General features: G+C 68.8%; 37 protein-coding genes. 5 read left to right on the top strand and 32 right to left on the bottom strand.

Annotation, left to right across the window (positions count from 1 at the left end; genetic code table 11):
• Nucleotides 1–75 precede the first annotated feature (75 nt).
• From alr to ASC56_RS21930, 5 genes are all read right to left on the bottom strand, one after another.
• Nucleotides 76–1227, bottom strand: a complete 1152-nt coding sequence (gene alr / locus ASC56_RS21950) for an alanine racemase (RefSeq protein ID WP_055493198.1) — start codon at nucleotides 1225–1227, stop codon at nucleotides 76–78.
• A 69-nt stretch (nucleotides 1228–1296) separates the two neighbouring features.
• Nucleotides 1297–1533, bottom strand: coding sequence for a hypothetical protein (locus tag ASC56_RS21945; protein ID WP_159039680.1), 237 nt, complete (start codon nucleotides 1531–1533; stop codon nucleotides 1297–1299).
• Between the two features lie 96 nt (nucleotides 1534–1629).
• Complete coding sequence (locus tag ASC56_RS21940; protein WP_055493196.1) at nucleotides 1630–3081, bottom strand: bifunctional ADP-dependent NAD(P)H-hydrate dehydratase/NAD(P)H-hydrate epimerase; 1452 nt, start codon at nucleotides 3079–3081, stop codon at nucleotides 1630–1632.
• Nucleotides 3082–3121: 40 nt separating this feature from the next.
• Nucleotides 3122–3493 (bottom strand): holo-ACP synthase, encoded by a 372-nt coding sequence (locus ASC56_RS21935; RefSeq protein WP_055493195.1) that lies wholly within the window; start codon nucleotides 3491–3493, stop codon nucleotides 3122–3124.
• Entirely contained in the window at nucleotides 3490–3921 is a 432-nt protein-coding gene (locus ASC56_RS21930; protein ID WP_055493194.1) for an ATP-binding protein, read from the bottom strand. The genes ASC56_RS21935 and ASC56_RS21930 overlap by 4 nt, the downstream gene beginning before the upstream one ends.
• 213 nt (nucleotides 3922–4134) lie before the next feature.
• Here ASC56_RS21930 and ASC56_RS21925 point away from each other — a divergent pair, with 213 nt between their 5' ends.
• Together ASC56_RS21925 and ASC56_RS21920 are read left to right on the top strand one after the other, a co-directional pair.
• Complete coding sequence (locus tag ASC56_RS21925; protein ID WP_055493193.1) at nucleotides 4135–4986, top strand: helix-turn-helix transcriptional regulator; 852 nt, start codon at nucleotides 4135–4137, stop codon at nucleotides 4984–4986.
• 7 nt (nucleotides 4987–4993) lie between these two features.
• Entirely contained in the window at nucleotides 4994–5212 is a 219-nt protein-coding gene (locus ASC56_RS21920) for a DUF397 domain-containing protein (RefSeq protein WP_055493192.1), read from the top strand.
• Here the strand turns inward: ASC56_RS21920 and glmS are convergent.
• Entirely contained in the window at nucleotides 5173–7020 is a 1848-nt protein-coding gene (glmS, locus tag ASC56_RS21915) for a glutamine--fructose-6-phosphate transaminase (isomerizing) (RefSeq protein WP_055493191.1), read from the bottom strand. The two genes, ASC56_RS21920 and glmS, sit on opposite strands and share 40 nt — an antisense overlap.
• A gap of 148 nt (nucleotides 7021–7168) precedes the next feature.
• On the opposite strand from glmS, the gene ASC56_RS21910 reads away from it, so the two are divergent.
• Together ASC56_RS21910 and coaA are read left to right on the top strand one after the other, a co-directional pair.
• Entirely contained in the window at nucleotides 7169–7483 is a 315-nt protein-coding gene (locus ASC56_RS21910; protein ID WP_055493190.1) for a hypothetical protein, read from the top strand.
• Between the two features lie 174 nt (nucleotides 7484–7657).
• A complete protein-coding gene (coaA, locus tag ASC56_RS21905; protein ID WP_055493189.1) occupies nucleotides 7658–8626 on the top strand; it encodes a type I pantothenate kinase in 969 nt (322 codons plus the stop codon).
• 111 nt (nucleotides 8627–8737) lie between these two features.
• Here coaA and glmM read toward each other — a convergent pair whose 3' ends face one another.
• From glmM to rplM, 3 genes are all read right to left on the bottom strand, one after another.
• Nucleotides 8738–10096 carry a phosphoglucosamine mutase gene (gene glmM, locus ASC56_RS21900; RefSeq protein ID WP_055493188.1) on the bottom strand — a complete coding sequence of 453 codons (1359 nt, stop codon included), beginning with the start codon at nucleotides 10094–10096 and terminating at the stop codon, nucleotides 8738–8740.
• 257 nt (nucleotides 10097–10353) lie between these two features.
• A complete protein-coding gene (gene rpsI, locus ASC56_RS21895; RefSeq protein ID WP_055493187.1) occupies nucleotides 10354–10866 on the bottom strand; it encodes a 30S ribosomal protein S9 in 513 nt (170 codons plus the stop codon).
• A gap of 42 nt (nucleotides 10867–10908) precedes the next feature.
• A complete protein-coding gene (gene rplM / locus ASC56_RS21890; protein ID WP_055493186.1) occupies nucleotides 10909–11352 on the bottom strand; it encodes a 50S ribosomal protein L13 in 444 nt (147 codons plus the stop codon).
• Nucleotides 11353–11699: 347 nt separating this feature from the next.
• On the opposite strand from rplM, the gene ASC56_RS21885 reads away from it, so the two are divergent.
• On the top strand, nucleotides 11700–12575 hold the full coding sequence (locus ASC56_RS21885; protein WP_055493185.1) for a hypothetical protein: 876 nt from the start codon (nucleotides 11700–11702) through the stop codon (nucleotides 12573–12575).
• 96 nt (nucleotides 12576–12671) lie between these two features.
• On the opposite strand, the gene truA is transcribed toward ASC56_RS21885, so the two are convergent.
• From truA to rplP, 23 genes are all read right to left on the bottom strand, one after another.
• Nucleotides 12672–13535, bottom strand: a complete 864-nt coding sequence (gene truA / locus ASC56_RS21880; RefSeq protein WP_055493184.1) for a tRNA pseudouridine(38-40) synthase TruA — start codon at nucleotides 13533–13535, stop codon at nucleotides 12672–12674.
• 97 nt (nucleotides 13536–13632) lie between these two features.
• Nucleotides 13633–14136, bottom strand: a complete 504-nt coding sequence (rplQ, locus tag ASC56_RS21875) for a 50S ribosomal protein L17 (protein ID WP_055493183.1) — start codon at nucleotides 14134–14136, stop codon at nucleotides 13633–13635.
• A gap of 170 nt (nucleotides 14137–14306) precedes the next feature.
• On the bottom strand, nucleotides 14307–15329 hold the full coding sequence (locus ASC56_RS21870; RefSeq protein WP_003966937.1) for a DNA-directed RNA polymerase subunit alpha: 1023 nt from the start codon (nucleotides 15327–15329) through the stop codon (nucleotides 14307–14309).
• A 143-nt stretch (nucleotides 15330–15472) separates the two neighbouring features.
• A complete protein-coding gene (gene rpsK / locus ASC56_RS21865) occupies nucleotides 15473–15877 on the bottom strand; it encodes a 30S ribosomal protein S11 (protein ID WP_003956432.1) in 405 nt (134 codons plus the stop codon).
• 64 nt (nucleotides 15878–15941) lie between these two features.
• Nucleotides 15942–16322: a 30S ribosomal protein S13 gene (gene rpsM / locus ASC56_RS21860; protein ID WP_055493182.1), complete on the bottom strand. Its 381-nt coding sequence runs from the start codon at nucleotides 16320–16322 to the stop codon at nucleotides 15942–15944.
• 191 nt (nucleotides 16323–16513) lie between these two features.
• A complete protein-coding gene (gene rpmJ / locus ASC56_RS21855) occupies nucleotides 16514–16627 on the bottom strand; it encodes a 50S ribosomal protein L36 (protein WP_003998809.1) in 114 nt (37 codons plus the stop codon).
• 62 nt (nucleotides 16628–16689) lie between these two features.
• Nucleotides 16690–16911 carry a translation initiation factor IF-1 gene (infA, locus tag ASC56_RS21850; protein WP_003948620.1) on the bottom strand — a complete coding sequence of 74 codons (222 nt, stop codon included), beginning with the start codon at nucleotides 16909–16911 and terminating at the stop codon, nucleotides 16690–16692.
• Between the two features lie 141 nt (nucleotides 16912–17052).
• Entirely contained in the window at nucleotides 17053–17889 is an 837-nt protein-coding gene (map, locus tag ASC56_RS21845; protein WP_055493181.1) for a type I methionyl aminopeptidase, read from the bottom strand.
• Between the two features lie 139 nt (nucleotides 17890–18028).
• The gene (locus ASC56_RS21840; RefSeq protein WP_055493180.1) at nucleotides 18029–18694 is read right to left on the bottom strand and encodes an adenylate kinase; all 666 of its coding nucleotides are present in this window, start codon (nucleotides 18692–18694) and stop codon (nucleotides 18029–18031) included.
• On the bottom strand, nucleotides 18694–20007 hold the full coding sequence (secY, locus tag ASC56_RS21835) for a preprotein translocase subunit SecY (protein ID WP_055493179.1): 1314 nt from the start codon (nucleotides 20005–20007) through the stop codon (nucleotides 18694–18696). The genes ASC56_RS21840 and secY overlap by 1 nt, the downstream gene beginning before the upstream one ends.
• 246 nt (nucleotides 20008–20253) lie before the next feature.
• On the bottom strand, nucleotides 20254–20709 hold the full coding sequence (gene rplO, locus ASC56_RS21830; protein ID WP_055493178.1) for a 50S ribosomal protein L15: 456 nt from the start codon (nucleotides 20707–20709) through the stop codon (nucleotides 20254–20256).
• Nucleotides 20710–20711: 2 nt separating this feature from the next.
• Nucleotides 20712–20894, bottom strand: a complete 183-nt coding sequence (gene rpmD / locus ASC56_RS21825) for a 50S ribosomal protein L30 (RefSeq protein ID WP_055493177.1) — start codon at nucleotides 20892–20894, stop codon at nucleotides 20712–20714.
• Nucleotides 20894–21499 (bottom strand): 30S ribosomal protein S5, encoded by a 606-nt coding sequence (rpsE, locus tag ASC56_RS21820; RefSeq protein WP_009190144.1) that lies wholly within the window; start codon nucleotides 21497–21499, stop codon nucleotides 20894–20896. Before rpsE ends, rpmD begins: the two co-directional genes overlap by 1 nt.
• A gap of 40 nt (nucleotides 21500–21539) precedes the next feature.
• Complete coding sequence (gene rplR, locus ASC56_RS21815) at nucleotides 21540–21923, bottom strand: 50S ribosomal protein L18 (RefSeq protein WP_030174556.1); 384 nt, start codon at nucleotides 21921–21923, stop codon at nucleotides 21540–21542.
• Between the two features lie 3 nt (nucleotides 21924–21926).
• Entirely contained in the window at nucleotides 21927–22466 is a 540-nt protein-coding gene (rplF, locus tag ASC56_RS21810) for a 50S ribosomal protein L6 (RefSeq protein WP_055493176.1), read from the bottom strand.
• 24 nt (nucleotides 22467–22490) lie between these two features.
• Nucleotides 22491–22889 (bottom strand): 30S ribosomal protein S8, encoded by a 399-nt coding sequence (gene rpsH, locus ASC56_RS21805; RefSeq protein ID WP_055493175.1) that lies wholly within the window; start codon nucleotides 22887–22889, stop codon nucleotides 22491–22493.
• 209 nt (nucleotides 22890–23098) lie between these two features.
• Nucleotides 23099–23284: a type Z 30S ribosomal protein S14 gene (locus tag ASC56_RS21800; protein ID WP_003956452.1), complete on the bottom strand. Its 186-nt coding sequence runs from the start codon at nucleotides 23282–23284 to the stop codon at nucleotides 23099–23101.
• Between the two features lie 5 nt (nucleotides 23285–23289).
• Entirely contained in the window at nucleotides 23290–23847 is a 558-nt protein-coding gene (gene rplE / locus ASC56_RS21795; RefSeq protein WP_055493174.1) for a 50S ribosomal protein L5, read from the bottom strand.
• Nucleotides 23847–24170, bottom strand: a complete 324-nt coding sequence (gene rplX / locus ASC56_RS21790; RefSeq protein ID WP_055493173.1) for a 50S ribosomal protein L24 — start codon at nucleotides 24168–24170, stop codon at nucleotides 23847–23849. The genes rplE and rplX overlap by 1 nt, the downstream gene beginning before the upstream one ends.
• A gap of 2 nt (nucleotides 24171–24172) precedes the next feature.
• Nucleotides 24173–24541 carry a 50S ribosomal protein L14 gene (gene rplN, locus ASC56_RS21785; RefSeq protein ID WP_003998823.1) on the bottom strand — a complete coding sequence of 123 codons (369 nt, stop codon included), beginning with the start codon at nucleotides 24539–24541 and terminating at the stop codon, nucleotides 24173–24175.
• A 99-nt stretch (nucleotides 24542–24640) separates the two neighbouring features.
• Nucleotides 24641–24949 (bottom strand): 30S ribosomal protein S17, encoded by a 309-nt coding sequence (gene rpsQ / locus ASC56_RS21780; protein ID WP_055493172.1) that lies wholly within the window; start codon nucleotides 24947–24949, stop codon nucleotides 24641–24643.
• A complete protein-coding gene (rpmC, locus tag ASC56_RS21775; protein ID WP_018564811.1) occupies nucleotides 24949–25173 on the bottom strand; it encodes a 50S ribosomal protein L29 in 225 nt (74 codons plus the stop codon). Before rpmC ends, rpsQ begins: the two co-directional genes overlap by 1 nt.
• Entirely contained in the window at nucleotides 25173–25592 is a 420-nt protein-coding gene (gene rplP, locus ASC56_RS21770; protein WP_007443989.1) for a 50S ribosomal protein L16, read from the bottom strand. Before rplP ends, rpmC begins: the two co-directional genes overlap by 1 nt.

The following is a 25592-nucleotide window of genomic DNA, read 5'->3' as shown; positions in this document are numbered from 1 at the left end:
CCCGCTCCTCCCCGGGGGCTTCGCTCGTCCTGCCGTACGCCTGCCCAGACTCACCCGTGTGGGTTACCCACCTTGTTAGGCATTCACCTTCACGTAGACGCGCGGCACACGGGTTCCGATCCGGGTCACGATTTCGTAAGCGATGGTTCCCGCCGCCTGCGCCCAGTCCTCGGCGGTGGGCTCGCCGCGGTCTCCGGGACCGAAGAGGATCGCCTCGGTGCCGGGCCGGGGCTCGTCGCCGCCCAGGTCCACCACGAACTGGTCCATGGCGATCCGGCCCGCGACCGTACGCAGCTTGCCGTCGACCAGGACCGGGCCGGTGCCCGAGGCATGGCGCGGGATGCCGTCCGCGTAGCCGACCGGGACCAGGCCGAGGGTCGTGGTGCCGGGGGTGGTGTACAGGTGGCCGTAGCTGACGCCGTGGCCGCCGGGGACCTGCTTCACCAGGGCGAGCGAGGCCTTCAGGGTCATCACCGGGCGTAGTCCGAGCTCGGCCGGGCTGCCGACCTCGGGGCTGGGCGAGAGGCCGTAGATCGCGATCCCCGTCCGGACGAGGTCGAAGTGGGCCTCGGGCAGGGTCAGCGTGGCGGGCGAGTTGGCGATGTGGCGCACCTCCGGCCGTGCGCCCTGCTCCTCGGCGTACGCCACCATCTCGCGGAAGCGGGTGAGCTGGGCCTGGATGGAGGGGTGGCCGGGCTCGTCGGCGCAGGCGAAGTGCGACCACAGGCCGACCACGGTGAGCAGCCCGTCCGCCTGGGCACGCAGGGCCTCGGCGACGAGCTCGGGCCAGTCGGCCGGCTGGCAGCCGCTGCGCCCGAGGCCGGTGTCGGCCTTGAGGTGGACGCGGGCGGGCGCCCCGGCCGCGGCCGCCGCCTCGCGCAGCTCCTCCAGGGCCCACAGACCGCTCACGGAGACGTCGACGTCGGCCTCGATCGCCCTGCGCCAGGGGCCACCGGGGGTCCACAGCCAGCACAGGACGCGCCCCGGCAGGCCCGCCGCGCGCAGCGCGAAGGCCTCCTCGGGGGTGGCGGTGCCGAGCCATTCGGCGCCGGCTTCGACGGCGGCACGGGCGCACGGCACCGCCCCGTGGCCGTACGCGTCCGACTTCACCACGGCCATCAGGGCGGCGCCGGGGGCGACGGCGCGCAGGGTGCGTACGTTCGCCCGCAGGGCCGCGAGGTCGATCTCGGCACGGGCGCGGAGCGGGGCTGTCTCAGAACTTGTCATCGCGCCCCCAGTGTCTCAGAGGGCTCCGACGGCTCTTCGGTGCCGGGTGCCGGTACCGGTCGTGGGCGTTCAGTGCCGGGCCCGCGGCCCCGACAGCCCCATCGCGTCCACCGTGCGGGCCGGGGTGTACATGGCGGGCGGGAGCATCTGGCCCGGTCGCACCTCGGGGAGGAGTTCGGCCTCCGGCTCGGGGCCCGGGAGGGGGTGCGGGGTCGCGGGGTCGGCCGCGGCCTTGGCCGTGGGGAGGACGGTGAACAGGGCGAGGAGGACCACGACGCAGCGGCTCGTGGTTCGTGCGCTGATCATGCAATCAGAGAAACGCGGGGATGCGGGCGGAGGTGGACGCCGCGCTGACAGGTCCCCCGTACGCAGCGCCACGGCTACGCCCGCCGGGTCGTCACGTCACCGGAAGGGCGGCCCGTCCTCAGCGCGAACGTCCCGCCAGGCCTCCGGGATCGCGTTGGCCACGTCGTGGGCGCCCACCGGTGCTCCGTCCGCCGCGTAGCGGCCCGCGAGGCCGTGCAGGTACGCCGCCACGCTGCCGGCGTCCCGGGTCGGGAGGCCGGCCGCGAGCAGCGAGCCCGACAGGCCGGACAGCACGTCCCCGCTGCCCGCGGTGGCCAGCCACGGGGTGCCCGTCGCGTTCACCCGCACCGGCGCGCCCCCGGGATCCGCCACCACTGTCGTCGAGCCCTTGAGCAGCACGATCGCCCGGTACCGCGCGGCCAGGTCCCGCGCCGCCGTCAGCCGGGACCCCTCGACCTCCTCGCGTGTCACCCCGAGCAGCGCGGCGGCCTCCCCCGCATGCGGAGTCATCAGCGTCGGCGCCGAACGGCCGCGTACGGCGTCCCGGTCGGCCAGCCGCAGCCCGTCCGCGTCGATGAGCACCGGCACGTCCGCCTCCAGCACCTCCGCCACCGTCGCCGCGTCGTCCCCGGCGCCCGGGCCCACGACCCACGCCTGCACCCGACCGGCCTTGGCGGGCCCCCGGTCGGAGACCAGCGTCTCCGGGAAGCGGGCGATCACCGCGTCCCCGGCGGGCCCCACGTACCGCACGGCCCCGGCCCCGCCCCGCAGCGCACCCGCCACCGCGAGCACCGCGGCCCCGGGGTAGCGCGCGGACCCGGCGGCGATCCCGACCACTCCGCGCCGGTACTTGTCGCTCTCGGCCTGGGGCACCGGCAGCCGCGCCGCCACGTCCGCGTGCTGCAGCGCCTCCAGTTCGGGCTCCTGCGGCAGCTCCAGCCCGATGTCGACGAGGCGTACCGTGCCGGCGTACTCCCGCGCCGGATCGATGAGCAGCGCCGGCTTGTGCGTCCCGAAGGTCACGGTCAGATCGGCCCGTACGGCCGGGCCCCGCACCTCGCCGGTGTCGGCCTCCACGCCGCTCGGCAGGTCGACGGCGACGACGGCCGCCCGCGACCGCTCGGCGAGCTCGGCGAGCGCCGCGGCATCCGGCCGCAGGCCGCCCTTGCCCCCGATGCCGACGATGCCGTCGACCACGAGGTCGGCGCGCCGGATCAACTCCTCGCCCGCCCCGGCCCGGACCACGGACCCGCCCGCCCGGCGCAGCGCCCCCAGCCCGCCCGGGTGGGTGCGGTCGGGCGCCAGCAGCAGGGCCGTGACCCCCGCCCCGCGCCGGGCCAGCCGGGCCCCGGCGTACAAGGCGTCACCGCCGTTGTCCCCGCTGCCTACCAGCAGCACCACCCGGCTGCCGTACACCCGGCCGAGCAAGTCCGCACAGGCCGCGGCCAGTCCGGCGGCGGCGCGCTGCATCAGCGCCCCCTCCGGAAGCCTCGCCATGAGCGCACGCTCGGCAGCCCTCACCGTCTCCACGCTGTACGCAGTACGCATACCTTCGAGTCTCCCCCACGAGCGCCGCCCACGGGCGGACCTACCCCTCCGCCACGACCACCGCGGACGCCACGCCCGCGTCATGGCTGAGCGACACGTGCCAGGACCGTACGCCGAGTTCGGCGGCGCGGGCCGCGACCGTGCCCGTCACCCGCAGCCGAGGCTGCCCGCTGTCCTCGACGTAGACCTCGGCGTCGGTCCAGTGCAGCCCGCCCGGCGCGCCCAGGGCCTTGGCCACCGCCTCCTTCGCCGCGAACCGCACGGCCAGCGAGGCGATGCCGCGCCGCTCCCCGCTCGGCAGCAGCAACTCGCTCTCAAGGAACAGTCGTTCGACCAATCCAGGCGTACGCCGCAACGACGCCGCGAACCGGTCGATCTCGGCCACGTCGATTCCGACCCCGATGATGCTCATGCCGAGCACCCTACGGTCGCCTGGACTGCGGCGAGCTCGCACCACACGACCTTGCCGCGGTTGCCGCCGCGCGCCAACGGCTGCCAGCCCCACAGGTCGGCACAGGACCGGACCAGCGCCAGCCCGCGCCCCTCCTCCAGATCGGCCACCTGCTCCAGTGGCACGGGCGGCTCCGGCGGCTCGGGGTCGGCGTCCCACGCCCCGATCCGCAGGACACCCGCCGACCAGCGCACACGGAGCGCGGCCGGCCCTTTGGTGTGGCGCACGGCGTTGGAGACCAGCTCCGTGGCGAGGAGTTCGGCGACGTCGACCAGGCCGATCAGTCCGTGCATGGTCAGGATGAGACGGAGGGTACGGCGGCCGATGGTGACGGCGCGCAGGTCGTTGGGGATGTACAGGCAGTACTCCCACGGCTCGTTTTCGGGCATGCGGCAACTCCGTTTGGTTGGGGAGGGGTTGCGGGCGGGCGGACGGTGGCATTGCCTCAGCCGTCATGGCAGGACGGAGCGGTGCGCTTCCGGGATCCCGGCATTCCGCAGCGTGTGCGTCGCATCACCGACGGTAGGGGTTAATGTTTCGGTCTAGCAAGCCGATCGCGTAACGTGACCCCGAACGAGGCGCGTTGCACCGAGGAGCAGTCGATGACGACGAGGCGCGAACCAACGGCACGTCAAATGCGCCTGGCGGTCGAACTGCGCAGACTCCGTGACGCGGCAGGTCTCAACGCTCGCCAGGCGGCAGCACTGCTTGGCGTGAGCCCCGTACAGATCAGCCACATCGAGTCCGGCCTCTCCGGCGTGAGCGAAGAGCGGCTGCGCCGGCTTGCCGCCCACTACGCGTGCACCGACGCCGAGTTCGTCGACGCCCTGGTCGCGATGGCCGCCGACCGGACACGCGGCTGGTGGGAGGAGTACCGAGGCCTGCTGCCCACGTCATTTCTGGATCTGGCCGAGCTGGATCACCACGCCTCATTCCGGCGCGATGTAGCGATCCTGTACGTACCGGGCCTGTTGCAGACGGAGGACTACGCCCGCGCCGTCTTCTCGTCCAGGGTCCCCGAGGTGACCCACGAAGAGCTTGAGTTGCGCGTCCGTCACCGGATGGCGCGGCGGGTGACCATCGAGGGCCCTGCCCCCATCCCGTACGAAGTGGTGATCCACGAGGCAGCGCTGCGGATCCGGGTCGGCGACCGCGCTGCCTCACGGGCTCAACTGGCCCGGCTCCTGGAACTCTCGGAGGCGAAGCACATCACGATGCGCGTCATCCCCTTCGACCTGGACGACTTCGCCAGAGCTGCAAGCACGATGACGTACGTTGGCGGCCCCGTGCTCAAACTCGACACGGTGGTGCGAGACGTACCCCATGGCTCAGCCTTCATCGATTCCGAAGCGCAACTCAGCGCCTTTCGAACGCGCTTCCGTAAGATAGAGGACGTGTCACTCGACCCCGAACGGTCGCGCGACTTCATCCACAGGCTGGCCAAAGAGCTGTGAGGCACCCATGGACACCCCCGGCAACTGGCGAAAGTCGTCCTACTCAGGCCCGGACGATGGCAACGACTGCGTGGAGATCGCGAACTCGTACACCCACGTAGCCATCCGCGACTCGAAGGCCCCGGCCGAGCGCACCCTCTCCTTCCCGACCGGAGCCTTCGCCACCTTCGTCGAAGCCCTGAAGGCTCACTCCACCGTCACGGACTTCGCCAGATTCCGCGGCTGATCCACCTCGTTCCCCCGAGCCGTCGCCAGCTCGCACGCGAAGACCTGCAACGGCACCGTCGCCACCAGCGGCTGCAACAGCGTCGGGGTGGCCGGGATCCGGATGAGATGGTCGGCGTACGGCACCACCGCCTCGTCCCCCTCCTCCGCGATCACGATGGTGCGGGCACCCCTCGCCCGGATCTCCTGGATGTTGGAGACGATCTTGTCGTGCAGGACCGAGCGTCCGCGCGGCGAGGGCACCACCACGACGACCGGCAGGTCCTCCTCGATCAGCGCGATCGGCCCGTGCTTCAGCTCGCCCGCCGCAAAGCCCTCGGCGTGCATGTACGCCAGCTCCTTGAGCTTGAGGGCGCCCTCCAGGGCAACCGGGTAGCCCACGTGCCGCCCCAGGAACAGCACCGTGTTCTTGTCGGCGAGGGAGCGCGCCAGCTCCCGTACCGGCTCCATGGTCTCCAGGACCCGCTCGACCTCGCGGGAGATCTGCGACAGGTCGCGGATGACCACGTGGATCTCGTCGCCCCACTTGGTGCCGCGCACCTGGCCCAGGTAGAGGGCCACCAGATAGCAGGCGACGAGCTGCGTCAGGAACGCCTTGGTCGAGGCGACCGCGACCTCCGGGCCCGCGTGCGTGTACAGCACGGCGTCCGACTCCCGGGGGATCGTCGACCCGTTGGTGTTGCAGATCGCCAGCACCTTGGAGCCCTGCTCACGGGCATGCCGCAGCGCCATCAGCGTGTCCATGGTCTCGCCGGACTGCGAGATGGCGATCACCAGCGTGCGCGGGTCGAGGATCGGGTCCCGGTAGCGGAACTCGCTGGCCAGCTCCACCTCGCACGGGATGCGGGTCCAGTGCTCGATGGCGTACTTGGCGATCATCCCGGCGTGGAAGGCCGTCCCGCACGCCACGACGACGATCTTGTCTACCTCGCGCAGCTCGGCGGCCGACATGCGCAGCTCGTCCAGCCTGAGCGAACCGGCCGCGTCGATCCGGCCGAGGAGCGTGTCGGCGACCGCCTTGGGCTGCTCGGCGATCTCCTTGAGCATGAAGTAGTCGTAGCCGCCCTTCTCGGCGGCCGAGGCGTCCCAGTCGACGTGGTACGAGCGGACGTCGGCGGGCCGGCCGTCGAAGCCGGTGACGGTCACCCCGTCCCGGCGCAGCTCCACCACCTGGTCCTGGCCCAACTCGATCGCCGACCGCGTGTGGGCGATGAACGCCGACACGTCCGAGGCGAGGAAGGCCTCGCCCTCCCCGACGCCGACCACGAGCGGAGAGTTGCGCCGCGCGCCCACGACCACGTCCGGCTCGTCGGCGTGCACCGCGACCAGCGTGAACGCGCCCTCCAGCCGCAGGCACACCAGCCGCATCGCCTCGGCGAGGTCCGCGGTCGCGGAGAACTCCTCCGCGAGCAGATGCGCGACCACCTCGGTGTCCGTCTCGGAGGCGAGGGCGTGGCCCCGCTCCTCCAGCTCGGCCCGCAGCACGGCGAAGTTCTCGATGATCCCGTTGTGGACGACGGCGACGCGCCCGGCGTTGTCGAGGTGAGGATGCGCGTTGGCGTCGGTCGGACCGCCGTGGGTGGCCCACCGGGTGTGCCCGATGCCCGTGGCGCCCGTCGGCAGCGGCCGGTCGGCCAGCTCCTTCTCCAGGTTGACCAGCTTCCCGGCCTTCTTGGCGGCGGCCAGACCGCCGTCCGCCAGCACGGCGACACCCGCCGAGTCGTAGCCCCGGTACTCCAACCGCTTCAGTCCCGCCACGACCACGTCGAGCGCCGACTGCGGTCCCACGTATCCCACGATTCCGCACATGTGCCGCAGCCTACGGTCCGGGCGACGCCCCGACCTCCCGCGGCCTGCCCGAAATCGGAAATTCCCACTGGGGTACGAACGCCCGGCGGGCACGTCGGAGCACACATCGGAGCAGCGGTCGATAGAACTGCGGTTCGATCAGTGCCCGATGGCCGACGCTCAGCGCCTGCGTGGACCGGGCACGTCCAGCTTCGCCCAGGACGCCCTGAACCAGATGCTGGACAAGCTGCACGAACTGGCGCATCGGACGGCTCGTTCCGTGGCCCGTCGAGCCAGGCCTACGAGAAGGACCAGAGCGACCAGGACGTGTGCGGACCTCGGTCATCGGCTGTTCCTGCGGACCATGAAGGCCTACTTCGTGGAGATCAGCGAAGAACGCTGCGCGGCGTTCAACGCCCTCGGGGAACGCTTGGGCTATCCGGAGTTCCTCGTCGACGACAACCTCAACGTCAGAAACGACTGAGCCGTCGGGCAGGCCCCGTCGAAGCCGAGCCGTACGTGCTCCCGCTTCGGCGGGGCCTGTTGCATGCCGGGCCGGACGGTGGGCCGCCCCGCACGGCTCCGCACGTGACGGACCCCACCTCCCGCCCCGTTCAAACTCCGTTAACAATGGACTGTGATCTCTCCGGTCTCCTCGATGCCCCGGAGCGCCCACCGGTCCCGGCCGGAGGCGACTCCCTACGTCGACCTCACCCGTGCCGAGTGGAGTGCGCTGCGCGACAAGACGCCGTTGCCGCTGACCGCCGAGGAGGTCGAGAAGCTGCGCGGTCTGGGCGACGTCATCGACCTCGACGAGGTGCGGGACATCTATCTGCCGCTGTCCCGGCTGCTCAACCTGTACGTGGGCGCCACGGACGGCCTCAGAGGCGCCCTGAACACCTTCCTCGGCGAACAGGGCTCCCAGTCAGGCACCCCGTTCGTCATAGGCGTGGCGGGCTCCGTGGCGGTCGGCAAGTCGACGGTCGCCCGCCTCCTCCAGGCACTGCTGTCCCGCTGGCCCGAGCACCCGCGGGTGGAACTGGTCACCACGGACGGCTTCCTGCTGCCCACCAAGGAGCTGGAGGCCCGCGGGCTGATGTCCCGGAAGGGCTTCCCCGAGTCGTACGACCGCCGCGCCCTGACCCGTTTCGTCGCCGACATCAAGGCCGGCAAGGACGAGGTGACGGCGCCCGTCTACTCGCACCTGATCTACGACATCGTGCCCGGCCAGAAGCTCACGGTCCGCCGCCCGCACATCCTGATCGTCGAGGGCCTGAACGTGCTCCAGCCCGCCCTTCCCGGCAAGGACGGCCGCACCCGAGTGGGCCTCGCGGACTACTTCGACTTCAGCGTGTACGTCGACGCGCGCCCCGAGGACATCGAACGCTGGTACCTCAACCGGTTCAAGAAGCTCCGTCAGACGGCGTTCCAGAACCCGTCCTCGTACTTCCGCAGGTACACCCAGGTCTCCGAGGAGGAGGCCCTGGACTACGCCCGGTCGACCTGGCGGACCATCAACAGGCCGAACCTGCTGGAGAACGTGGCCCCGACCCGCGGCCGCGCCACTCTGGTGCTGCGCAAGGGCCCGGACCACAAGGTGCAGCGGCTGAGCCTGCGCAAGCTGTGAGCAGCGCCGGGTGAGAAGGCGGTCCCACAGGGGGCGCGGGGGACTGCGCGACCAGCCACGCACAACCAGACGGTCCGCGGCAGGCAGAACCCCCGCCCCCTGATCGGTCGGCTACCCGAGCGCAGACTTCACCGCGTCGGCCAGCCGCCCGGCAACAGACCGCGCCTGATCGATGTCCGCGGCCTCGACCATCACCCGCACCAGCGGCTCGGTACCCGACGGCCGCAGCAGCACCCGCCCGGTCGCCCCCAGCTCCCGCTCGGCCTCGGCGACAGCGGCGGCCAGATCGGCCGACGTCCCGACCCGGGACTTGTCGACGTCCGGAACGTTCACGAGCACCTGCGGCAGCCGCTCCATGACGGACGCCAGCTCCTTGAGCGTACGACCGCTCTCCGCCACCCGAGCGGCGAGCATCAGGCCGGTCAGCGTGCCGTCGCCGGTGGTGGCGTGGTCGAGGATGATCACGTGGCCTGACTGCTCGCCGCCGAGCGCGTAGCCCTTCTCCTTCATCTCCTCCAGCACGTACCGGTCGCCGACCGCGGTCCGGACGAGCTCGATGCCCTCGCGCTCCATGGCCAGCTTGAAGCCCAGATTGGACATGACCGTCGCGACAACGGTGCCGGAGCGCAGTGCGGAACGCTCCCGCATCGCCAGCGCGAGCACGGCCAGGATCTGGTCGCCGTCCACCTCCTCCCCCGTGTGGTCCACGGCGAGGCAGCGGTCGGCGTCACCGTCGTGCGCGATGCCGAGGTCGGCGCCGTGCTCCACGACGGCGGCGCGCAGCTTCGCCAGGTGGGTGGAACCGCAGCCTTCGTTGATGTTGAGGCCGTCCGGTTCCGCTCCGATCGTGACGATCTCGGCGCCCGCGCGCGAGAACGCCTCGGGCGAGACCCGGGCGGCGGCGCCGTGCGCCTCGTCGAGGACGACCTTGAGCCCGTCGAGCCGGTTCGGCAGGACGGCGAGGAGGTGGGCGACGTACTGGTCGAAGCCCTCGGCGTACGACTTCACGCGCCCGACCCCGGAACCGGTGGGCCGGTCCCAGGGAGCGCCGGTGCGGTGCTCCTCGTACACGGCCTCGATCTTGTCCTCCAGCTCGTCGGCCAGCTTGTGGCCACCGCGGGCGAAGAACTTGATCCCGTTGTCGGGCATGGCGTTGTGGCTGGCGGAGAGCATCACGCCCAGGTCGGCACCGAGCGCGCCCGTCAGGTACGCGACGGCCGGGGTGGGCAGCACCCCGACGCGCAGTACGTCCACGCCCGCGCTGGCGAGACCTGCGACCACGGCGGCCTCCAGGAACTCCCCGGACGCGCGCGGATCACGCCCGACGACCGCCGTCGGCCGGTGGCCCTCGAACGTGCCCGCCTCGGCGAGTACGTGCGCCGCCGCCACGGACAGACCGAGCGCCATCTCGGCCGTAAGGTCCGCGTTGGCGACACCGCGCACGCCGTCCGTGCCGAAGAGTCGTCCCACTGTGGTGTCCTCCGAACTTGCTGCGAATGTGCGGCTCATGCCGAGTTTCCAGACAGGGACGGGATACGTACATCCCCCGGACACCTGTCTTCAGGCTTATCCCCCGCAGCTGTCCGAGAGTGCCGGAATTGCTCCATAAGCCTGTGATAAGCGATTGTCCCCCGTAAACGAACCGCCCCGGCGGCACAGAGCGTGCTGCCGGGGCGATGCGTGCGCGCAACAGGACGGTACGACGCCTGCGCGACCAGCGGACGCGCTTAGCGCTTGCTGTACTGCGGAGCCTTGCGGGCCTTCTTCAGACCGGCCTTCTTCCGCTCGACCGCACGGTCGTCGCGGCGCAGGAAGCCGGCCTTCTTCAGCGCGCCACGGTTGTTGTCGACGTCCGCCTCGTTCAGCGCACGGGCGACACCGAGACGGAGCGCACCGGCCTGACCGGAGACACCGCCACCCGCGATACGGGCGATGACGTCGTAGCGGCCCTCGAGCTCCAGCACCTTGAAGGGCTCGTTGACCTCCTGCTGGTGCACCTTGTTCGGGAAGTAGTCCTCAAGGCTGCGACCGTTGATCTTCCACTTGCCGGTGCCCGGGACGATCCGGACACGGGCGATGGCCTCCTTGCGGCGGCCCAGGCCGGCGGCCGGCTGGGGCTCACCGAAGCGGGAGGCGACGGACTCGGAGGTGTACTCACCCTCCAGCGGGACCTCGGTCTCGGTGGTGTAGCTGTCGATGTCAAGCTCTTCGAGCGGCTGCTCGGCAGTGGTCTCGGCCACGATTCTCCTCAGATTCTCTTCAGTCTTAGGGGGTGGCCGGACTTACTGCGCGACCTGGGTGATCTCGAACGGCACCGGCTGCTGAGCAGCGTGCGGGTGCTGGTCGCCCGAGTAGACCTTCAGCTTCGAGAGCATCTGACGGCCCAGGGAGTTCTTCGGGAGCATGCCCTTGACGGCCTTCTCCACGGCCTTCTCCGGGTTGTTCGCCAGCAGGTCGTCGTAGCGCACCGAGCGCAGACCACCCGGGTAGCCCGAGTGGCGGTACGCCATCTTCTGGGTCCGCTTGTTGCCGGACAGGTGCACCTTGTCCGCGTTGATGATGATGACGAAGTCACCGGTGTCCACGTGGGGCGCGTAGATCGGCTTGTGCTTGCCGCGCAGGAGGGTGGCGGCGGTGGTGGCGAGACGGCCCAGGACGACGTCCTGAGCGTCAATGACGTGCCACTGACGCGTCACATCGCCGGGCTTGGGGCTGTACGTACGCACGGTTCGTAGCCTTCGCTTCTTCAGTGAGGTTCCTGACAAGGTCACCGAAGACGATCACGACAGCCCTGACCGCACCGCGGTGACGCATACCGCGTGCTGGTCGCTGGTCATCGGCCCGGTGGACCGGTGTAAGGGCCCCTCACGTGAGAATGAGCAAGCCAATACACATAACGAACAGCCAGGATAACGGGACCGCTCACATGGGTCAAAACGGGGGCGCTGCCGCCGGGCCCGGACCGCCCGGAGCGAGCGCGCCGGTGGCGTTGTGCCTGATGTGCGCCGTGTTGTCGCCGTGGCTGTCGCCGAGGCGGGACACGGCGGCCCACGCCCCGTCTAAGATGCGCCGCATGAGTTATGGGCAGGGGGAACCCCAGTGGGATCCCTGGAAACCGAGTTCCCAGCAACCGCAGTGGGGCAGCCAGGGCAGCGCCCCCGACTGGGCCGCGCTCGCCGAGGCGTCCGAGGCGCGCAACAAGCGGCGTCGGCTGCTGCTGATCGTCGGCGGCGCCCTGGCCACGGTGGCGGTCGGCGCGGCCGTCGCCGTCGCGGTCGTCTCCGCCAACGGCAGCACCCAGGCCTCGAACAAGCCCACCAGTGAGCTGCCCGGCACCGCGAACATCCCCAGCCAGAGCGCCGACCCCGCCCCGTCGTTCGCCCCGACCTCGGCTCCTCCCCCGCTGGACCCGATGGACTTCATCTCCAGCGCGAAGAAGGACACGGCCCCGATCAGCGCGGACACGCTGTTCCCCGGCACCCAGCTGACCATGGGCGCGAACGTCTACAAGAAGGGCCCCACCGCCTCCACCACCGACTGCGCGTCGGCCGTGCAGGGCACGCTGCCCGCGGTGCTGACCAAGAACGGCTGCACCCGTGTGATCCGCGCCACCTACACCAAGGACGGCGTCGCCGTGACCGTCGGCGTGGCCCTCTTCGACACCGCGGCCCAGGCCACGAAGGCGAAGCAGCAAGCGGACAGCAAGAGCATCATGACGTCGCTGACCGGCCAGGGCGTACCCACCTTCTGCCGTACGACGATCTGCCGATCCACCACCAACTCCTACGGCCGCTACGCCTACTTCACCCTCGCCGGCTTCACCAACGGCAAGGACGTGACGGCCAAGGACGCGAAGGTCTTCACGGCGGGCGACGATCTGGCCGAGTTCGCGTTCCGCCAGATCCGCCGCCGCGGCGAGGCGCAGGCGTCCGCGGCGTCCAACCAGTAGGCGGCCCCCTCCACCGGGGCCCCGCCGGTCCTTCAGGCAGCAGGTGGCTGGGAGCTCCGACCAAATGGGAGCCGGGCCCCCATTTCGTTCGGAGCTCTAACAGGTCTCGCACCGCACGGCGCCCGGCAGCGTCCGCTTGTTCCGCGCCTCCTTGTTGCGCGCGGCGAGCAGCTCGTCGGCCGGGTAGCCGACCTCCTCCAGCGTGAGCCCGTGCGGCCGTACGACGTGCACGGCCGAGTCCCGTACGCCGGCGGCCAGCACCTTCCCCGGCCAGTCGGGAGCCCGGTGGCCGTCGCCGACGAACAGCAGCGCGCCGATCAGCGACCGCACCATGTTGTGACAGAAGGCGTCCGCGCGAACGGTCGCCGTGATGATCCCGTCGTCGCCGCGCACCAGGCTCAGCTCCTGGAGCGTACGGATCGTGGTGGCCCCTTCGCGCCGCTTGCAGTAGGCGGCGAAGTCGTGTTCCCCGAGGAGCCGCCGGGCGGCCTCGTTCATGGCGTCCACGTCGAGCGGCCAGTCGTGCCACAGCACGTGATGGCGCAGCAACGGATCGACACCGCCCGGGTTGTCGGTGACCCGGTACGCGTAGCGCCGCCAGATCGCGGAGAAACGGGCGTTGAAGCCGCTGGGGGCCTCCCTCAGGGCCCACACCCGCACGTCCTTCGGCAGGCGCCCCGCGAGCCGCTTGAGCAGCTTCCCCCGGTGTTCGCCCCAGACCTCCCGGGGCAGATCGACATGGGCGACCTGTCCCCGCGCGTGCACTCCCGCATCGGTCCGCCCGGCCACGGTCAGCTCATGGGTGTCCTTCGACCGCGTCACCGTGCGGAGGGCGTCCTCGATCTCCCCCTGCACGGTCCGCCGCCCGCCGGCCTGCTTGGCCCAGCCGTGGAAGTCCGTGCCGTCGTAGGAGAGGTCCAGGCGCACGCGTACGAAACCGGGCTGTACTTCATCACTCACGTACTGATCCTCTCAGGCGACTGGGACACGCCGCGGCCCCGGCGGACGCGAAAGCGGGCCCGTCCAGTGGACGGACCCGCTTCCAGCGAGGTCAACCTCAGGCGTCCTTGGACTCCTCGGCAGCCTCCGCGGCCGGGGCCTCGGTCTCCTCGACCTTGGTCTCCTCGACCTTGGCGGCCTCGGACTCCTTGACGGCGCGCTTCGTCGCCGCCTCGGCCTCGCCGACCGCCGTCTGCTGCACCGTCAGCGCCTCGACCAGCTCGATCACGGCCATGGGCGCGTTGTCGCCACGGCGGTTACCGATCTTGGTGATGCGGGTGTAGCCACCCGGACGGTTCTCGTAGCGCGGGCCGATCTCGGTGAAGAGCGTGTGGACGATGCCCTTGTCCGTGATGACCTGGAGCACCTGGCGGCGGTTGTGAAGGTCACCCTTCTTCGCCTTGGTGATCAGACGCTCCGCGTACGGGCGCAGGCGACGGGCCTTCGCCTCGGTGGTGGTGATACGGCCGTGCTCGAACAGCGACTTCGCGAGGTTCGCGAGGAGCAGCTTCTCGTGCGCGGCGCTGCCGCCCAGACGGGCACCCTTGGTGGGCTTCGGCATTGTTCTTCTCCTGTGTGTCTGCCCCGGCCGTGTCAGGTACCGGAGTCAGTATCCGAGCAGGCGGTCGCCTGTCGGAGATCCGGGATCGCGTCCCGGAGACCCGCGCCCCGTGGGGGGCGCGGGGGGGGAACTGCGCGACCAGCCACAGCGGGCCCGCAGCCGAGGACCGATCAGTACTGCTCGGTCTCCACGAACCCGGCGTCCGCGTCGTCGTCGGCGCCGAAGGCGTCCGCGGCGGCGGTCGGGTCGAATCCGGGCGGGCTGTCCTTCAGGGCCAGGCCCATGCCGGCCAGCTTCGCCTTGACCTCGTCGATGGACTTCGCACCGAAGTTGCGGATGTCCAGGAGGTCGGCCTCGGAGCGGGCGACGAGCTCACCCACGGAGTGGATGCCCTCACGCTTGAGGCAGTTGTAGGAGCGGACGGTGAGCTCCAGCTCCTCGATCGGCAGCGCCAGGTCGGCGGCGAGGGCGGCGTCCGTCGGGGACGGACCCATGTCGATGCCCTCGGCGTCGATGTTGAGCTCGCGGGCCAGACCGAACAGCTCCACCAGGGTCTTACCGGCGGACGCCATGGCGTCACGCGGACGCATGGCCTGCTTGGTCTCGACGTCGACGATCAGCTTGTCGAAGTCGGTGCGCTGCTCGACACGGGTCGCCTCGACCTTGTAGGTGACCTTCAGAACCGGCGAGTAGATGGAGTCGACCGGGATACGGCCGATCTCCTGGCCCACCTGCTTGTTCTGCACGGCGGAGACGTAACCGCGACCGCGCTCGACGGTCAGCTCCATCTCCAGCTTGCCCTTGCCGTTGAGCGTGGCGAGGACGAGGTCGGGGTTGTGCACCTCGACACCGGCCGGGGGCGCGATGTCGGCGGCGGTGACGAGACCCGGGCCCTGCTTGCGCAGGTACATCACGACCGGCTCGTCGTGCTCGGAGGAGACGACCAGCTGCTTGATGTTGAGGATCAGGTCGGTGACGTCCTCCTTGACGCCCGGCACGGTGGTGAACTCGTGCAGGACGCCGTCGATGCGGATGGACGTGACCGCCGCACCCGGGATCGAGGAGAGGAGCGTACGACGCAGGGAGTTGCCGAGGGTGTAGCCGAAGCCCGGCTCCAGCGGCTCGATCACGAACCGGGAGCGGAACTCGTCGACGACCTCTTCGGTCAACGAGGGACGCTGAGCGATCAGCATGTGTGGATCAGATCCTTCAGTCGTGGGCGCCCGCTATTTGACGCCCGACGGAGCCCGCGCCTCGCGAGCGCGGGGTACTGCAAGGGTACGGGCGGTACGACCCGAAGGGGGCCGTACCGCCCTGAACCCGCGACCGTGAAGCGTCAGACGCGGCGGCGCTTCGGCGGACGGCAGCCGTTGTGCGGGGTCGGGGTGACGTCCTGGATGGAGCCGACCTCGAGGCCCGTGGCCTGCAGGGAGCGGATCGCGGTCTCACGACCGGAACCCGGACCCTTGACGAACACGTCGACCTTGCGCATGCCGTGCTCCTGGGCGCGACGGGCGGCCGACTCGGCGGCCATCTGCGCGGCGAACGGCGTGGACTTCCGGGAGCCCTTGAAGCCGACGTGGCCGGCGGAGGCCCAGGAGATCACGTTGCCGGACGGGTCCGTGATCGAAACGATCGTGTTGTTGAACGTGCTCTTGATGTGCGCGTGGCCGTGAGCGACGTTCTTCTTTTCCTTGCGGCGCACCTTCTTGGCAGCGCCCTGACGTCCCTTGGGGGGCATCCTTTAACTCCTACGGAGGTGGTCGGTCCTACAGCGAAGACCGTGGACAGGTGTCCGCTGCGGACTACTTCTTGCCCGGCTTCTTCTTGCCGGCGATGGCGCGACGCGGGCCCTTGCGGGTACGGGCGTTGGTGCTGGTGCGCTGACCGCGGACGGGCAGACCGCGGCGGTGCCGCAGACCCTGGTAGCAGCCGATCTCGACCTTGCGGCGGATGTCGGCCTGGATCTCGCGACGGAGGTCACCCTCGGTCTTGATGTTGTTGTCGACGTACTCGCGAATCGCGACGAGCTGCTCTTCGGTCAGATCGCGAACGCGGGTGTTCGGGTCGACGCCGGTCTCGGCCAGCGTCTGCTGCGAGAGGGTCCGGCCGATGCCGAACACGTAGGTGAGGGCGACCTCCACGCGCTTTTCGCGCGGGATGTCAACACCGGAAACGCGTGCCATTCAATGGCTCCAGTTGATCTTCGGAGGTCTTCCGCAGAACCGGCTCCCAGCCGCCGTACGAGGTACGAACTGGGTCCCCGGCCTCCGAACCGGGGGTGTCAGACCTGATCGCTCAGGCCCGGGTCCTGCGTATGAACATATTCAGCTTGCGTCGCGCGAAGTTCTGCGGGATGCAGAGGTTCGGTCTTGCGTCAGCCCTGGCGCTGCTTGTGGCGCGGGTTCTCGCAGATGACCATGACCCGGCCGTGACGGCGGATCACCCTGCACTTGTCGCAGATCTTCTTGACGCTCGGCTTGACCTTCATGGGATGTGAGGTTCTCCGGGTCAGTTGCCGGCGGCCCCGCTCGCGCGGGACGTGGGCAAGATCTACTTGTAGCGGTAGACGATCCGGCCACGCGTCAGGTCGTACGGAGACAGCTCCACCACGACCCGGTCGTCAGGGAGGATACGGATGTAGTGCATACGCATCTTGCCGCTGATGTGTGCCAGGACCTGGTGGCCGTTCTGGAGCTCGACCTTGAACATGGCGTTCGGCAGAGACTCGACGACAGTGCCCTCGATCTCGATGGCACCTTGCTTCTTGGCCACGCTTCGCCCTTCGAATCGACTACCTTGATCGGCCCCGTACGAGCGCATGCGGACATGCGGATGCACGAGAGCCGACGAGTCAGTCTACGTCAGCGCACCAGGAAACACGAATCGGGGAAGTCTGCCCCATGCCGGAGATCGTTATGCGAGGGGATCGGGGGCGGCGGTGACGCCGTACTCGGCGAGCTTCTCCTTGCCGCCGTCGGGAGCCGTGAGCACCAGCGGACCCTGCTCGGTCAGGGCGACGGAGTGCTCCCAGTGGGACGACCAGGTACCGTCCGTCGTGATGACCGTCCAGTCGTCCGAGAGGACCTCGGTCCTCGGGGTGCCGAGCGACACCATCGGCTCGATGGCGAGGCAGAACCCCGGCACCAGCTTCGGGCCCTTCCCCCGCCGCCGGTCCACGTAGTTCAGCAGGTGCGGGTCCATGTGCATCTCGGTGCCGATGCCGTGCCCGCCGTAGTCCTCGATGATCCCGTACCGTCCGCCGCCCGGCTTCGGCTGCCGGCGGATGTACGTCTCGATCGCCCGCGAGACGTCGACGAGCCGGTTCCCCTGCTTCATCGCCGCGATGCCCGCCCACATGGACTCCTCGGTCACCCGGGACAGCTCGACCAGCTCCGGGGAGTGACCGGAGCCCACGAACGCGGTGAAGGCGGCGTCCCCGTGCCAGCCGTCCACGATCGCGCCGGCGTCGACGGAGATCACGTCGCCGTCCTTGAGGACCACCTCGTCGGAGGGGATACCGTGGACGACGACCTCGTTCACCGAGGTGCAGATGGTCGCGGGGAAGCCGCCGTACCCCAGGAAGTTCGACTTCGCCCCGTGCTCCGCGAGGACCTTGCGCGCCACCTCGTCCAGATCCTTGGTCGTGGCGCCCGGCACGGCCGCCTCCCGTGTGGCCGCGTGCACGGCTGCGACGACCAGCCCCGCCTCACGCATCTTGGCGATCTGCTCGGGGGTCTTGATCTGCACCATGACGACTGCGGCCTTTCTGGACCGGGGGGGACGGACACTTCAACGATACGGGGCGGTGCCACCGGCACCGCCCACACGTCGGCCGCGGCTCCCGCCAGGGGATCCGCGGCCGTAGAGCGACGGGGGTGCCGGCGATCGGCTACTGCTTGTCGCCGGCCTTCTGCCTGAGCGCCTCCATCGCGCGCTGGGTGACCTCTTCCACCTTGCCGAGCGCCGGGATCGTCACCACCAGGCCCTGCGACTTGTAGTAGTCGATGATCGGCTCGGTCTGCGTGTGGTAGACCTCCAGCCGCTTGCGGACGGTCTCCTCGGAGTCGTCGTCCCGCTGGTAGAGCTCGCCGCCGCAGATGTCGCAGACGCCCTCCTGCTGCGGCGTCTTGTACGACTCGTGGAAGACGTGCGACGAGTCGTTGCGGCAGACGCGGCGGCCCGCGATGCGCTTGACGACCTCTTCCTCGGGCACCTCGAGGTCGAGGACCGCGTCCAGCTTCATGCCCTCGGCGTCGAGCATCTCGTCCAGGGCCTCGGCCTGCTGCACATTGCGCGGGAAGCCGTCCAGCAGGAAGCCGTTCTGCGCGTCGGGCTGCGACATACGGTCCTTGGCCATCGCGATGGTGACCTCGTCCGGCACCAGCTCACCCTTGTCCATGTAGGACTTCGCGAGTTTGCCGAGTTCCGTCTGCTGGCTGATGTTGGCGCGGAACAGGTCGCCCGTGGAGATGTGCGGGATCGACAGGTTCTTGGCGAGGAACGCGGCCTGCGTTCCCTTGCCGGCACCGGGCGGCCCGACGAGGACGATTCGCATCAGCGGAGGAACCCTTCGTAATTGCGCTGCTGGAGCTGGCTCTCGATCTGCTTCACCGTCTCAAGACCGACACCCACGATGATCAGGATGCTGGTGCCGCCGAAGGGGAAGTTCTGGCTTGCCCCGAAGCCAACCAACGCCATTGTCGGTACGAGAGCGATCAGACCCAGGTACAGCGACCCCGGCCAGGTGATCCGGTTGAGCACGTACGAGAGGTACTCAGCGGTGGGCCGACCGGCCCGGATGCCCGGGATGAAGCCACCATACTTCTTCATGTTGTCGGCGACTTCCTCGGGGTTGAAGGAGATCGCCACGTAGAAGAACGCGAAGAAAACGATCAGCAAGAAGTAGGCGGTGATGTAGATCGGGTGGTCACCCTTGGTCAGGTTCTGCTGGATCCACGTCTTCCACCCGGAGTTGCCCCCGGCGAACTGCGCGATCAGAGCCGGGATGTACAGCAGCGACGACGCGAAGATGACGGGGATCACACCCGCCTGGTTCACCTTCAGCGGGATGTAGGTGGAGGTACCGCCGTAGGAGCGGCGACCGATCATGCGCTTGGCGTACTGGACGGGGATCCGCCGCTGCGCCTGCTCGACGAAGACCACCAGGGCGACCATGACCAGGCCGACCAGGATCACGGTGCCGAACTCGATCCAGCCGCCGGCCAGCTTGCCCTGCTTCTTGATGGCCCACAGCGCGCCCGGGAAGGTCGCGGCGATCGAGATGAACATGAGGATGGACATGCCGTTGCCGATACCGCGGTCGGTGATCAGCTCGCCGAGCCACATGACGACGGCCGTACCGGCGGTCATACAGATGACCATCGTGATCGTGCTGAAGATCGACTGGTCCGGGACGATCGAGGTCGCCGCCGGGCAGCCGGAGAACAGGGCGCCGCTGCGCGCGGTGGCCACCAGACCGGTTCCCTGGAGGATCGCCAGCGCCACCGTCAGGTAACGGGTGTACTGCGTGATCTTCGTCGTACCCGCCTGGCCCTCCTTCTTCAGGGCTTCCAGGCGCGGGATGACCACGGTCAGCAGCTGGAGAATGATGCTCGCCGTGATGTACGGCATGATGCCCAGCGCGAAGACCGTGATCTGCAGCAGCGCGCCGCCGCTGAACATGTTGACCAGACCGAACAGGCCCTGGTTGCCCTTGGCCACGTCGATACAGGTCTGGACGCTCTTGTAGTCGACGCCCGGGATCGGGATGTGCGTACCGAGCCGGTACACCACGATGATGCCGAGCGTGAAGAGCAGCTTCTTGCGCAGGTCGGGCGTCCTGAACGCCCGGGCGAACGCGGTGAGCACGGTGCCTCCTGCGACCCCCGCGCAACTGCGTCAAGGGTGACGGTCTTGAGATTCCGACTGAACAACGACATGGGTAACGGCTGACTGCCGCCCTGAGTGCCCGTACCGCGGCACCCTGTGAATGTTGGCAGTGCAGGCCACCTTACCGGCGATACTGCCACCCTTGGAACGACCAACCGGGGATACCCCATTTCTAAGGGGTATCCCCGGTCGGGATCGCTCAAGTCATCGAGACGCCTGAAGGTGTCAGACGAGCTCGGTGACGGTGCCGCCGGCGGCGGTGATCTTCTCCTTGGCGGAGCCGGAGACGGCGTCGACCGTCACCTGCAGCGCCACGGAGATCTCGCCCTGGCCGAGGACCTTGACGAGGCTGTTCTTGCGAACGGCACCCTTGGCCACCAGGTCCGCGACGGTGACCTCGCCACCCTCGGGGTAGAGCGCGGCCAGCTTGTCGAGGTTCACGACCTGGTACTCGGTCTTGAACGGGTTCTTGAAGCCCTTCAGCTTCGGGAGGCGCATGTGCAGCGGCATCTGGCCGCCCTCGAAGCGCTCCGGAACCTGGTAGCGGGCCTTCGTGCCCTTGGTACCACGACCGGCCGTCTTACCCTTCGACGCCTCACCACGACCGACACGGGTCTTGGCGGTCTTGGCGCCCGGGGCGGGACGGAGGTTGTGGATCTTGAGCGGGTTCTGCTCCGCCATGATCAGTCGACCTCCTCGACCGTCACGAGGTGGCGGACGGTGTGCACCATGCCGCGGAACTCGGGACGGTCCTCCTTGACGACCACGTCACCCAGGCGCTTGAGGCCCAGGGAACGCAGGGTGTCGCGGTGGTTCTGCTTGCTGCCGATGTAGGACTTGACCTGCGTGATCTTGATCTGAGCCATCACGCACCCGCCCCGGCACGAGCACGCAGCAGGGCCGCGGGCGCGACGTCCTCGAGCGGCAGACCGCGGCGGGCCGCGATCTCCTCGGGACGCTGCAGACCCTTCAGGGCCTCCACGGTCGCGTGCACGATGTTGATCGCGTTGTCGGAGCCGAGCGACTTCGACAGCACGTCGTGGATACCGGCGCACTCGAGCACGGCACGCACCGGACCACCGGCGATGACACCGGTACCCGGGGACGCGGGCTTGAGCAGTACGACGCCGGCAGCCTTCTCACCCTGGATCGGGTGCGGGATGGTGCCCTGGATCCGGGGGACCTTGAAGAAGTGCTTCTTGGCCTCCTCAACGCCCTTGGCGATGGCGGCCGGCACCTCCTTGGCCTTGCCGTATCCGACACCCACGGTGCCGTCACCGTCGCCCACCACGACCAGCGCGGTGAAGCTGAAGCGACGACCACCCTTCACAACCTTGGCGACGCGGTTGATCGCGACGACGCGCTCAACGTACGCGGTCTTCTCGGCGGCAGCTGCGCCGCCGTCACGGCCCTTCCGGTCCCGCCGCTCGCCGCCACCGGCACCGCCACCGCGGCGCTGGGGTCCAGCCATTGGATTTACCTCTCTCTTTTCCGCTAGCTACGGAAGCGGCTCAGAACTTGAGCCCGGCTTCGCGGGCGGCGTCCGCCAGAGCGGCGATGCGCCCGGCGTACTGGTTGCCACCACGGTCGAACACGACGGCCTCGACACCGGCAGCCTTGGCACGCTCGGCGACCAGGGCGCCGACCTGCTTGGCCTGCGCGGACTTGTCGCCCTCGCCACCGCGGATCGAGGTGTCCAGCGTGGACGCCGACGCCAGGGTGTGGCCCTTGAGGTCGTCGATCACCTGCGCCACGATGTGGCGGTTGGAGCGGGTCACGACCAGACGGGGGCGCTCCGCCGTACCCGCGATCCGCTTGCGGATCCGGATGTGACGGCGCTTGATCGCGGCGCGCTTGTAGGCGTCGCCCTTCAGGATCTTCTGCCCGTATGCCATGGCTTACTTACCCGCCTTTCCGACCTTGCGGCGGATGACTTCGCCCTCGTACTTGACGCCCTTGGCCTTGTACGGGTCGGGCTTGCGCAGCTTGCGGATGTTGGCCGCAACCTCGCCGACCTTCTGCTTGTCGATGCCCTCGACCGAGAAACGGGTCGGGGTCTCCACCTTGAAGGTGATTCCCTCGGGGGCCTCGACCAGGATCGGGTGGCTGTAACCGAGGGCGAACTCGAGGTTCGAGCCCTTGGCGGTCACGCGGTAACCGACACCGCTGATCTCGAGCTTCTTCACGTAACCCTGGGTCACGCCGGTGATCATGTTCGCCACCAGCGTGCGGGACAGGCCGTGCAGGGCCTTGTTCTGACGCTCGTCGTTGGGGCGGGTCACCTGGAGGGTGCCGTCCTCGTTCTTGACGATCTCGATCGGCGTGACGACGGTGTGGCTCAGTTCGCCCTTGGGGCCCTTGACCGCGACCGTGTTGCCGTCGATGGTGACGTCCACGCCGGCGGGAACCGCGATGGGGAGCTTGCCGATGCGCGACATAGCTGTTTCCTCCGTTCCCTTCCGTTACCAGACGTAGGCGAGAACTTCTCCGCCTACGCCCTTCTTGCCGGCCTGCTTGTCGGTGAGGAGCCCGTGGGACGTGGAGATGATCGCCACGCCGAGGCCACCGAGCACCTTGGGCAGGTTGGTGGACTTCGCGTAAACCCGCAGACCGGGCTTGGAGATCCGCTTGATGCCCGCGATGGAGCGCTCACGGTTGGGGCCGAACTTCAGCTCGAGGACGAGGTTCTTGCCGACCTCGGCGTCCTCGACGCGCCAGCCCGTGATGAAGCCCTCCTGCTGGAGGATCTCCGCGATGTGCGACTTGATCTTCGAGTGCGGCATCGCCACGGAGTCGTGGTACGCCGAGTTCGCGTTCCGCAGACGCGTAAGCATGTCTGCGATCGGATCAGTCATGGTCATGAATTGGCCTTCGGCCTCTCTCGCCGGGGTTTCCTGGTGCGCCATCCCTCTCCCCGATCCGAGACGGGACGGGTGCGGCGCGGTGGACCTACGGCGTAGTAAGTCGTACGGGCGGCAGACGCCCAACCCCACCAGCCTAAGGCATGTGAGGTGGGTCGCCTGCCGACCCAGTTGCTTACCGAGAGCCTGGAATCAACCCAACTGGGCTGTTACCAGGAGCTCTTGGTCACGCCCGGCAGCTCGCCACGGTGAGCCATCTCACGAAGGCACACGCGGCACAGGCCGAACTTGCGGTACACGGAGTGCGGACGGCCGCAGCGCTGGCAGCGGGTGTACGCGCGCACACCGAACTTGGGCTTGCGAGCAGCCTTGGCAATCAGAGCCTTCTTCGCCATCTCGCTCACGCCTCCTTGAACGGGAAGCCGAGGTGACGAAGGAGCGCGCGGCCCTCAGCGTCGTTGGTCGCCGTGGTGACCACGGTGATGTCCATACCCCGGACGCGGTCGATCTTGTCCTGGTCGATCTCGTGGAACATGACCTGCTCAGTGAGACCGAAGGTGTAGTTGCCACGGCCGTCGAACTGCTTGGGGGACAGACCACGGAAGTCGCGGATGCGCGGCAGCGCGAGCGACAGGGTGCGGTCCAGGAACTCCCACATGCGGTCGCCACGGAGCGTGACGTGGGCACCGATCGGCTGACCCTCACGCAGCTTGAACTGCGCGATGGACTTGCGGGCCTTGGTGACGGCCGGCTTCTGACCGGTGATCGTGGTGAGGTCGCGGATGGCGCCCTCGATCAGCTTGGAGTCGCGGGCGGCGTCGCCCACACCCATGTTGACCACGATCTTGACGAGGCCCGGGATCTGCATGACGTTCTCGTACTTGAACTCGTCACGCAGCTTGGGGGCGATCTCGTCGCGGTACTTCTGCTTCAGACGCGGAGTGGTGGTGGTAGCCATCAGATGTCCTCACCCGTCCGCTTGGCAACGCGGATCTTGTTGCCGTTCTCGTCGAAGCGGTAGCCGACACGCGTGACGACCTTCTGACCGTCCTTCTCCACGACCAGCTGAACGTTGGACACGTGGATGGGGGCCTCGGTGGTCACGATGCCGCCGGCCTGCGAACCGCGGGCCGTCGGACCGGCCTTGGTGTGCTTCTTGACCCGGTTGACACCCTCGACCAGGACACGCTCCTCGCGCGGGTAAGCGGCAATGACCTTGCCCTGCTTGCCCTTGTCCTTGCCGGTGATGACCTGGACCAGGTCGCCCTTCTTGATCTTCATGCTTACAGCACCTCCGGCGCGAGCGAGATGATCTTCATGAACTTCTTCTCGCGCAGCTCACGGCCGACCGGGCCGAAGATACGGGTGCCGCGAGGGTCGCCGTCGTTCTTCAGAATGACGGCGGCGTTCTCGTCGAAGCGGATGTACGAGCCGTCCGGACGACGGCGCTCCTTGACGGTGCGAACGATGACCGCCTTGACGACGTCACCCTTCTTCACGTTGCCACCGGGGATCGCGTCCTTGACGGTGGCGACGATGACGTCACCGATGCCCGCGTAGCGGCGACCGGAGCCACCGAGCACACGGATGCAAAGGATCTCCTTCGCACCAGTGTTGTCGGCGACACGCAGTCGCGACTCCTGCTGGATCACGTCTATCTCCTGTTTGTCTGCCGGTTCCCCGGGGGCCGCTCAGCGAGCGGTCCCCGGAGCCTGGCGGAACTGTCCTGCGAGGGGTGCCCCGCAGGAGAATTACTTGGCCTTCTCGAGGATCTCGACGACGCGCCAGCGCTTCGTCGCGGACAGCGGCCGGGTCTCCATCAGGAGGACGCGGTCGCCGATACCCGCGGCGTTCTGCTCGTCGTGCGCCTTGAGCTTGCTCGTACGGCGGATGACCTTGCCGTACAGCGCGTGCTTGACGCGGTCCTCGACAGCGACGACGACGGTCTTGTCCATCTTGTCGCTGACGACAAGACCCTCGCGGGTCTTGCGGAAGCCGCGCGCCGAACCCGCGGCGGAGCCGCTGGTGTTTACAGTCTCAGTCACGTTGTTCTCGCTCATCAGGCGTTCTCCACCGTTTCGATGCCCAGCTCACGCTCGCGCATCAGGGTGTAGATCCGCGCGATGTCCTTGCGGACCGCCTTCAGACGGCCATGGTTCTCGAGCTGACCGGTCGCCGCCTGGAAGCGGAGGTTGAACAGCTCTTCCTTGGCCTCGCGGAGCTTGCCCAGAAGCTCCTCGTTGCCCAGCTCGCGCAGCTCGGACGCCTTGGTACCGGCCGACATCACGCTTCACCTGCCTCGCGCTTGACGATCCGGCACTTCATCGGCAGCTTGTGGGCCGCACGAGTCAGCGCCTCACGGGCGATCTTCTCGTTCGGGTAGGACAGCTCGAACATCACCCGACCCGGGTGAACGTTCGCGATCCACCACTCCGGCGAACCCTTACCGGAACCCATGCGGGTCTCGGCAGGCTTCTTGGTCAGCGGGCGGTCCGGGTAGATGTTGATCCAGACCTTGCCGCCACGCTTGATGTGGCGGGTCATCGCGATACGAGCCGCCTCGATCTGGCGGTTGGTCACGTACGCCGGCGTGAGGGCCTGGATGCCGTACTCGCCGAACGCAACCGTCGTACCGCCCTTGGCCATACCACGGCGCTTCGGGTGGTGCTGCTTGCGGTGCTTGACCCTACGGGGGATCAGCAT

Origin of the sequence: Streptomyces sp. TP-A0356 (assembly GCF_001417775.1) — a bacterium.
Lineage (GTDB): Bacteria > Actinomycetota > Actinomycetes > Streptomycetales > Streptomycetaceae > Streptomyces.
This window is presented reverse-complemented; position numbering and strand designations above follow the sequence as displayed.

Coding starts and splice junctions, on each gene's coding strand:
- rplF (WP_055493176.1), bottom strand. CDS start 22,466: ATGTCGCGCATCGGCAAGCTCCCCATCGCGGTTCCCGCCGGCGTGGAC.
- rpsQ (WP_055493172.1), bottom strand. CDS start 24,949: ATGAGCGAGAACAACGTGACTGAGACTGTAAACACCAGCGGCTCCGCC.
- glmS (WP_055493191.1), bottom strand. CDS start 7,020: ATGTGCGGAATCGTGGGATACGTGGGACCGCAGTCGGCGCTCGACGTG.
- ASC56_RS21870 (WP_003966937.1), bottom strand. CDS start 15,329: ATGCTGATCGCTCAGCGTCCCTCGTTGACCGAAGAGGTCGTCGACGAG.
- rpsE (WP_009190144.1), bottom strand. CDS start 21,499: ATGGCTGGACCCCAGCGCCGCGGTGGCGGTGCCGGTGGCGGCGAGCGG.
- rplE (WP_055493174.1), bottom strand. CDS start 23,847: ATGGCTACCACCACCACTCCGCGTCTGAAGCAGAAGTACCGCGACGAG.
- rplO (WP_055493178.1), bottom strand. CDS start 20,709: ATGGCGGAGCAGAACCCGCTCAAGATCCACAACCTCCGTCCCGCCCCG.
- coaA (WP_055493189.1), top strand. CDS start 7,658: ATGCCCCGGAGCGCCCACCGGTCCCGGCCGGAGGCGACTCCCTACGTC.
- ASC56_RS21885 (WP_055493185.1), top strand. CDS start 11,700: ATGAGTTATGGGCAGGGGGAACCCCAGTGGGATCCCTGGAAACCGAGT.
- ASC56_RS21800 (WP_003956452.1), bottom strand. CDS start 23,284: ATGGCGAAGAAGGCTCTGATTGCCAAGGCTGCTCGCAAGCCCAAGTTC.
- ASC56_RS21840 (WP_055493180.1), bottom strand. CDS start 18,694: ATGCGAATCGTCCTCGTCGGGCCGCCCGGTGCCGGCAAGGGAACGCAG.
- ASC56_RS21940 (WP_055493196.1), bottom strand. CDS start 3,081: ATGCGTACTGCGTACAGCGTGGAGACGGTGAGGGCTGCCGAGCGTGCG.
- rpmC (WP_018564811.1), bottom strand. CDS start 25,173: ATGTCGGCCGGTACCAAGGCGTCCGAGCTGCGCGAGCTGGGCAACGAG.
- ASC56_RS21925 (WP_055493193.1), top strand. CDS start 4,135: ATGACGACGAGGCGCGAACCAACGGCACGTCAAATGCGCCTGGCGGTC.
- rplX (WP_055493173.1), bottom strand. CDS start 24,170: ATGAAGATCAAGAAGGGCGACCTGGTCCAGGTCATCACCGGCAAGGAC.
- rpsH (WP_055493175.1), bottom strand. CDS start 22,889: ATGACCATGACTGATCCGATCGCAGACATGCTTACGCGTCTGCGGAAC.
- ASC56_RS21910 (WP_055493190.1), top strand. CDS start 7,169: ATGGCCGACGCTCAGCGCCTGCGTGGACCGGGCACGTCCAGCTTCGCC.
- rpmD (WP_055493177.1), bottom strand. CDS start 20,894: ATGGCTCAGATCAAGATCACGCAGGTCAAGTCCTACATCGGCAGCAAG.
- rplP (WP_007443989.1), bottom strand. CDS start 25,592: ATGCTGATCCCCCGTAGGGTCAAGCACCGCAAGCAGCACCACCCGAAG.
- ASC56_RS21945 (WP_159039680.1), bottom strand. CDS start 1,533: ATGATCAGCGCACGAACCACGAGCCGCTGCGTCGTGGTCCTCCTCGCC.
- rpmJ (WP_003998809.1), bottom strand. CDS start 16,627: ATGAAGGTCAAGCCGAGCGTCAAGAAGATCTGCGACAAGTGCAGGGTG.
- rplQ (WP_055493183.1), bottom strand. CDS start 14,136: ATGCCGAAGCCCACCAAGGGTGCCCGTCTGGGCGGCAGCGCCGCGCAC.
- rplR (WP_030174556.1), bottom strand. CDS start 21,923: ATGGCATACGGGCAGAAGATCCTGAAGGGCGACGCCTACAAGCGCGCC.
- rpsK (WP_003956432.1), bottom strand. CDS start 15,877: ATGCCCCCCAAGGGACGTCAGGGCGCTGCCAAGAAGGTGCGCCGCAAG.
- ASC56_RS21920 (WP_055493192.1), top strand. CDS start 4,994: ATGGACACCCCCGGCAACTGGCGAAAGTCGTCCTACTCAGGCCCGGAC.
- ASC56_RS21935 (WP_055493195.1), bottom strand. CDS start 3,493: ATGAGCATCATCGGGGTCGGAATCGACGTGGCCGAGATCGACCGGTTC.
- map (WP_055493181.1), bottom strand. CDS start 17,889: ATGGTGCAGATCAAGACCCCCGAGCAGATCGCCAAGATGCGTGAGGCG.
- rpsM (WP_055493182.1), bottom strand. CDS start 16,322: ATGGCACGCGTTTCCGGTGTTGACATCCCGCGCGAAAAGCGCGTGGAG.
- alr (WP_055493198.1), bottom strand. CDS start 1,227: ATGACAAGTTCTGAGACAGCCCCGCTCCGCGCCCGTGCCGAGATCGAC.
- ASC56_RS21930 (WP_055493194.1), bottom strand. CDS start 3,921: ATGCCCGAAAACGAGCCGTGGGAGTACTGCCTGTACATCCCCAACGAC.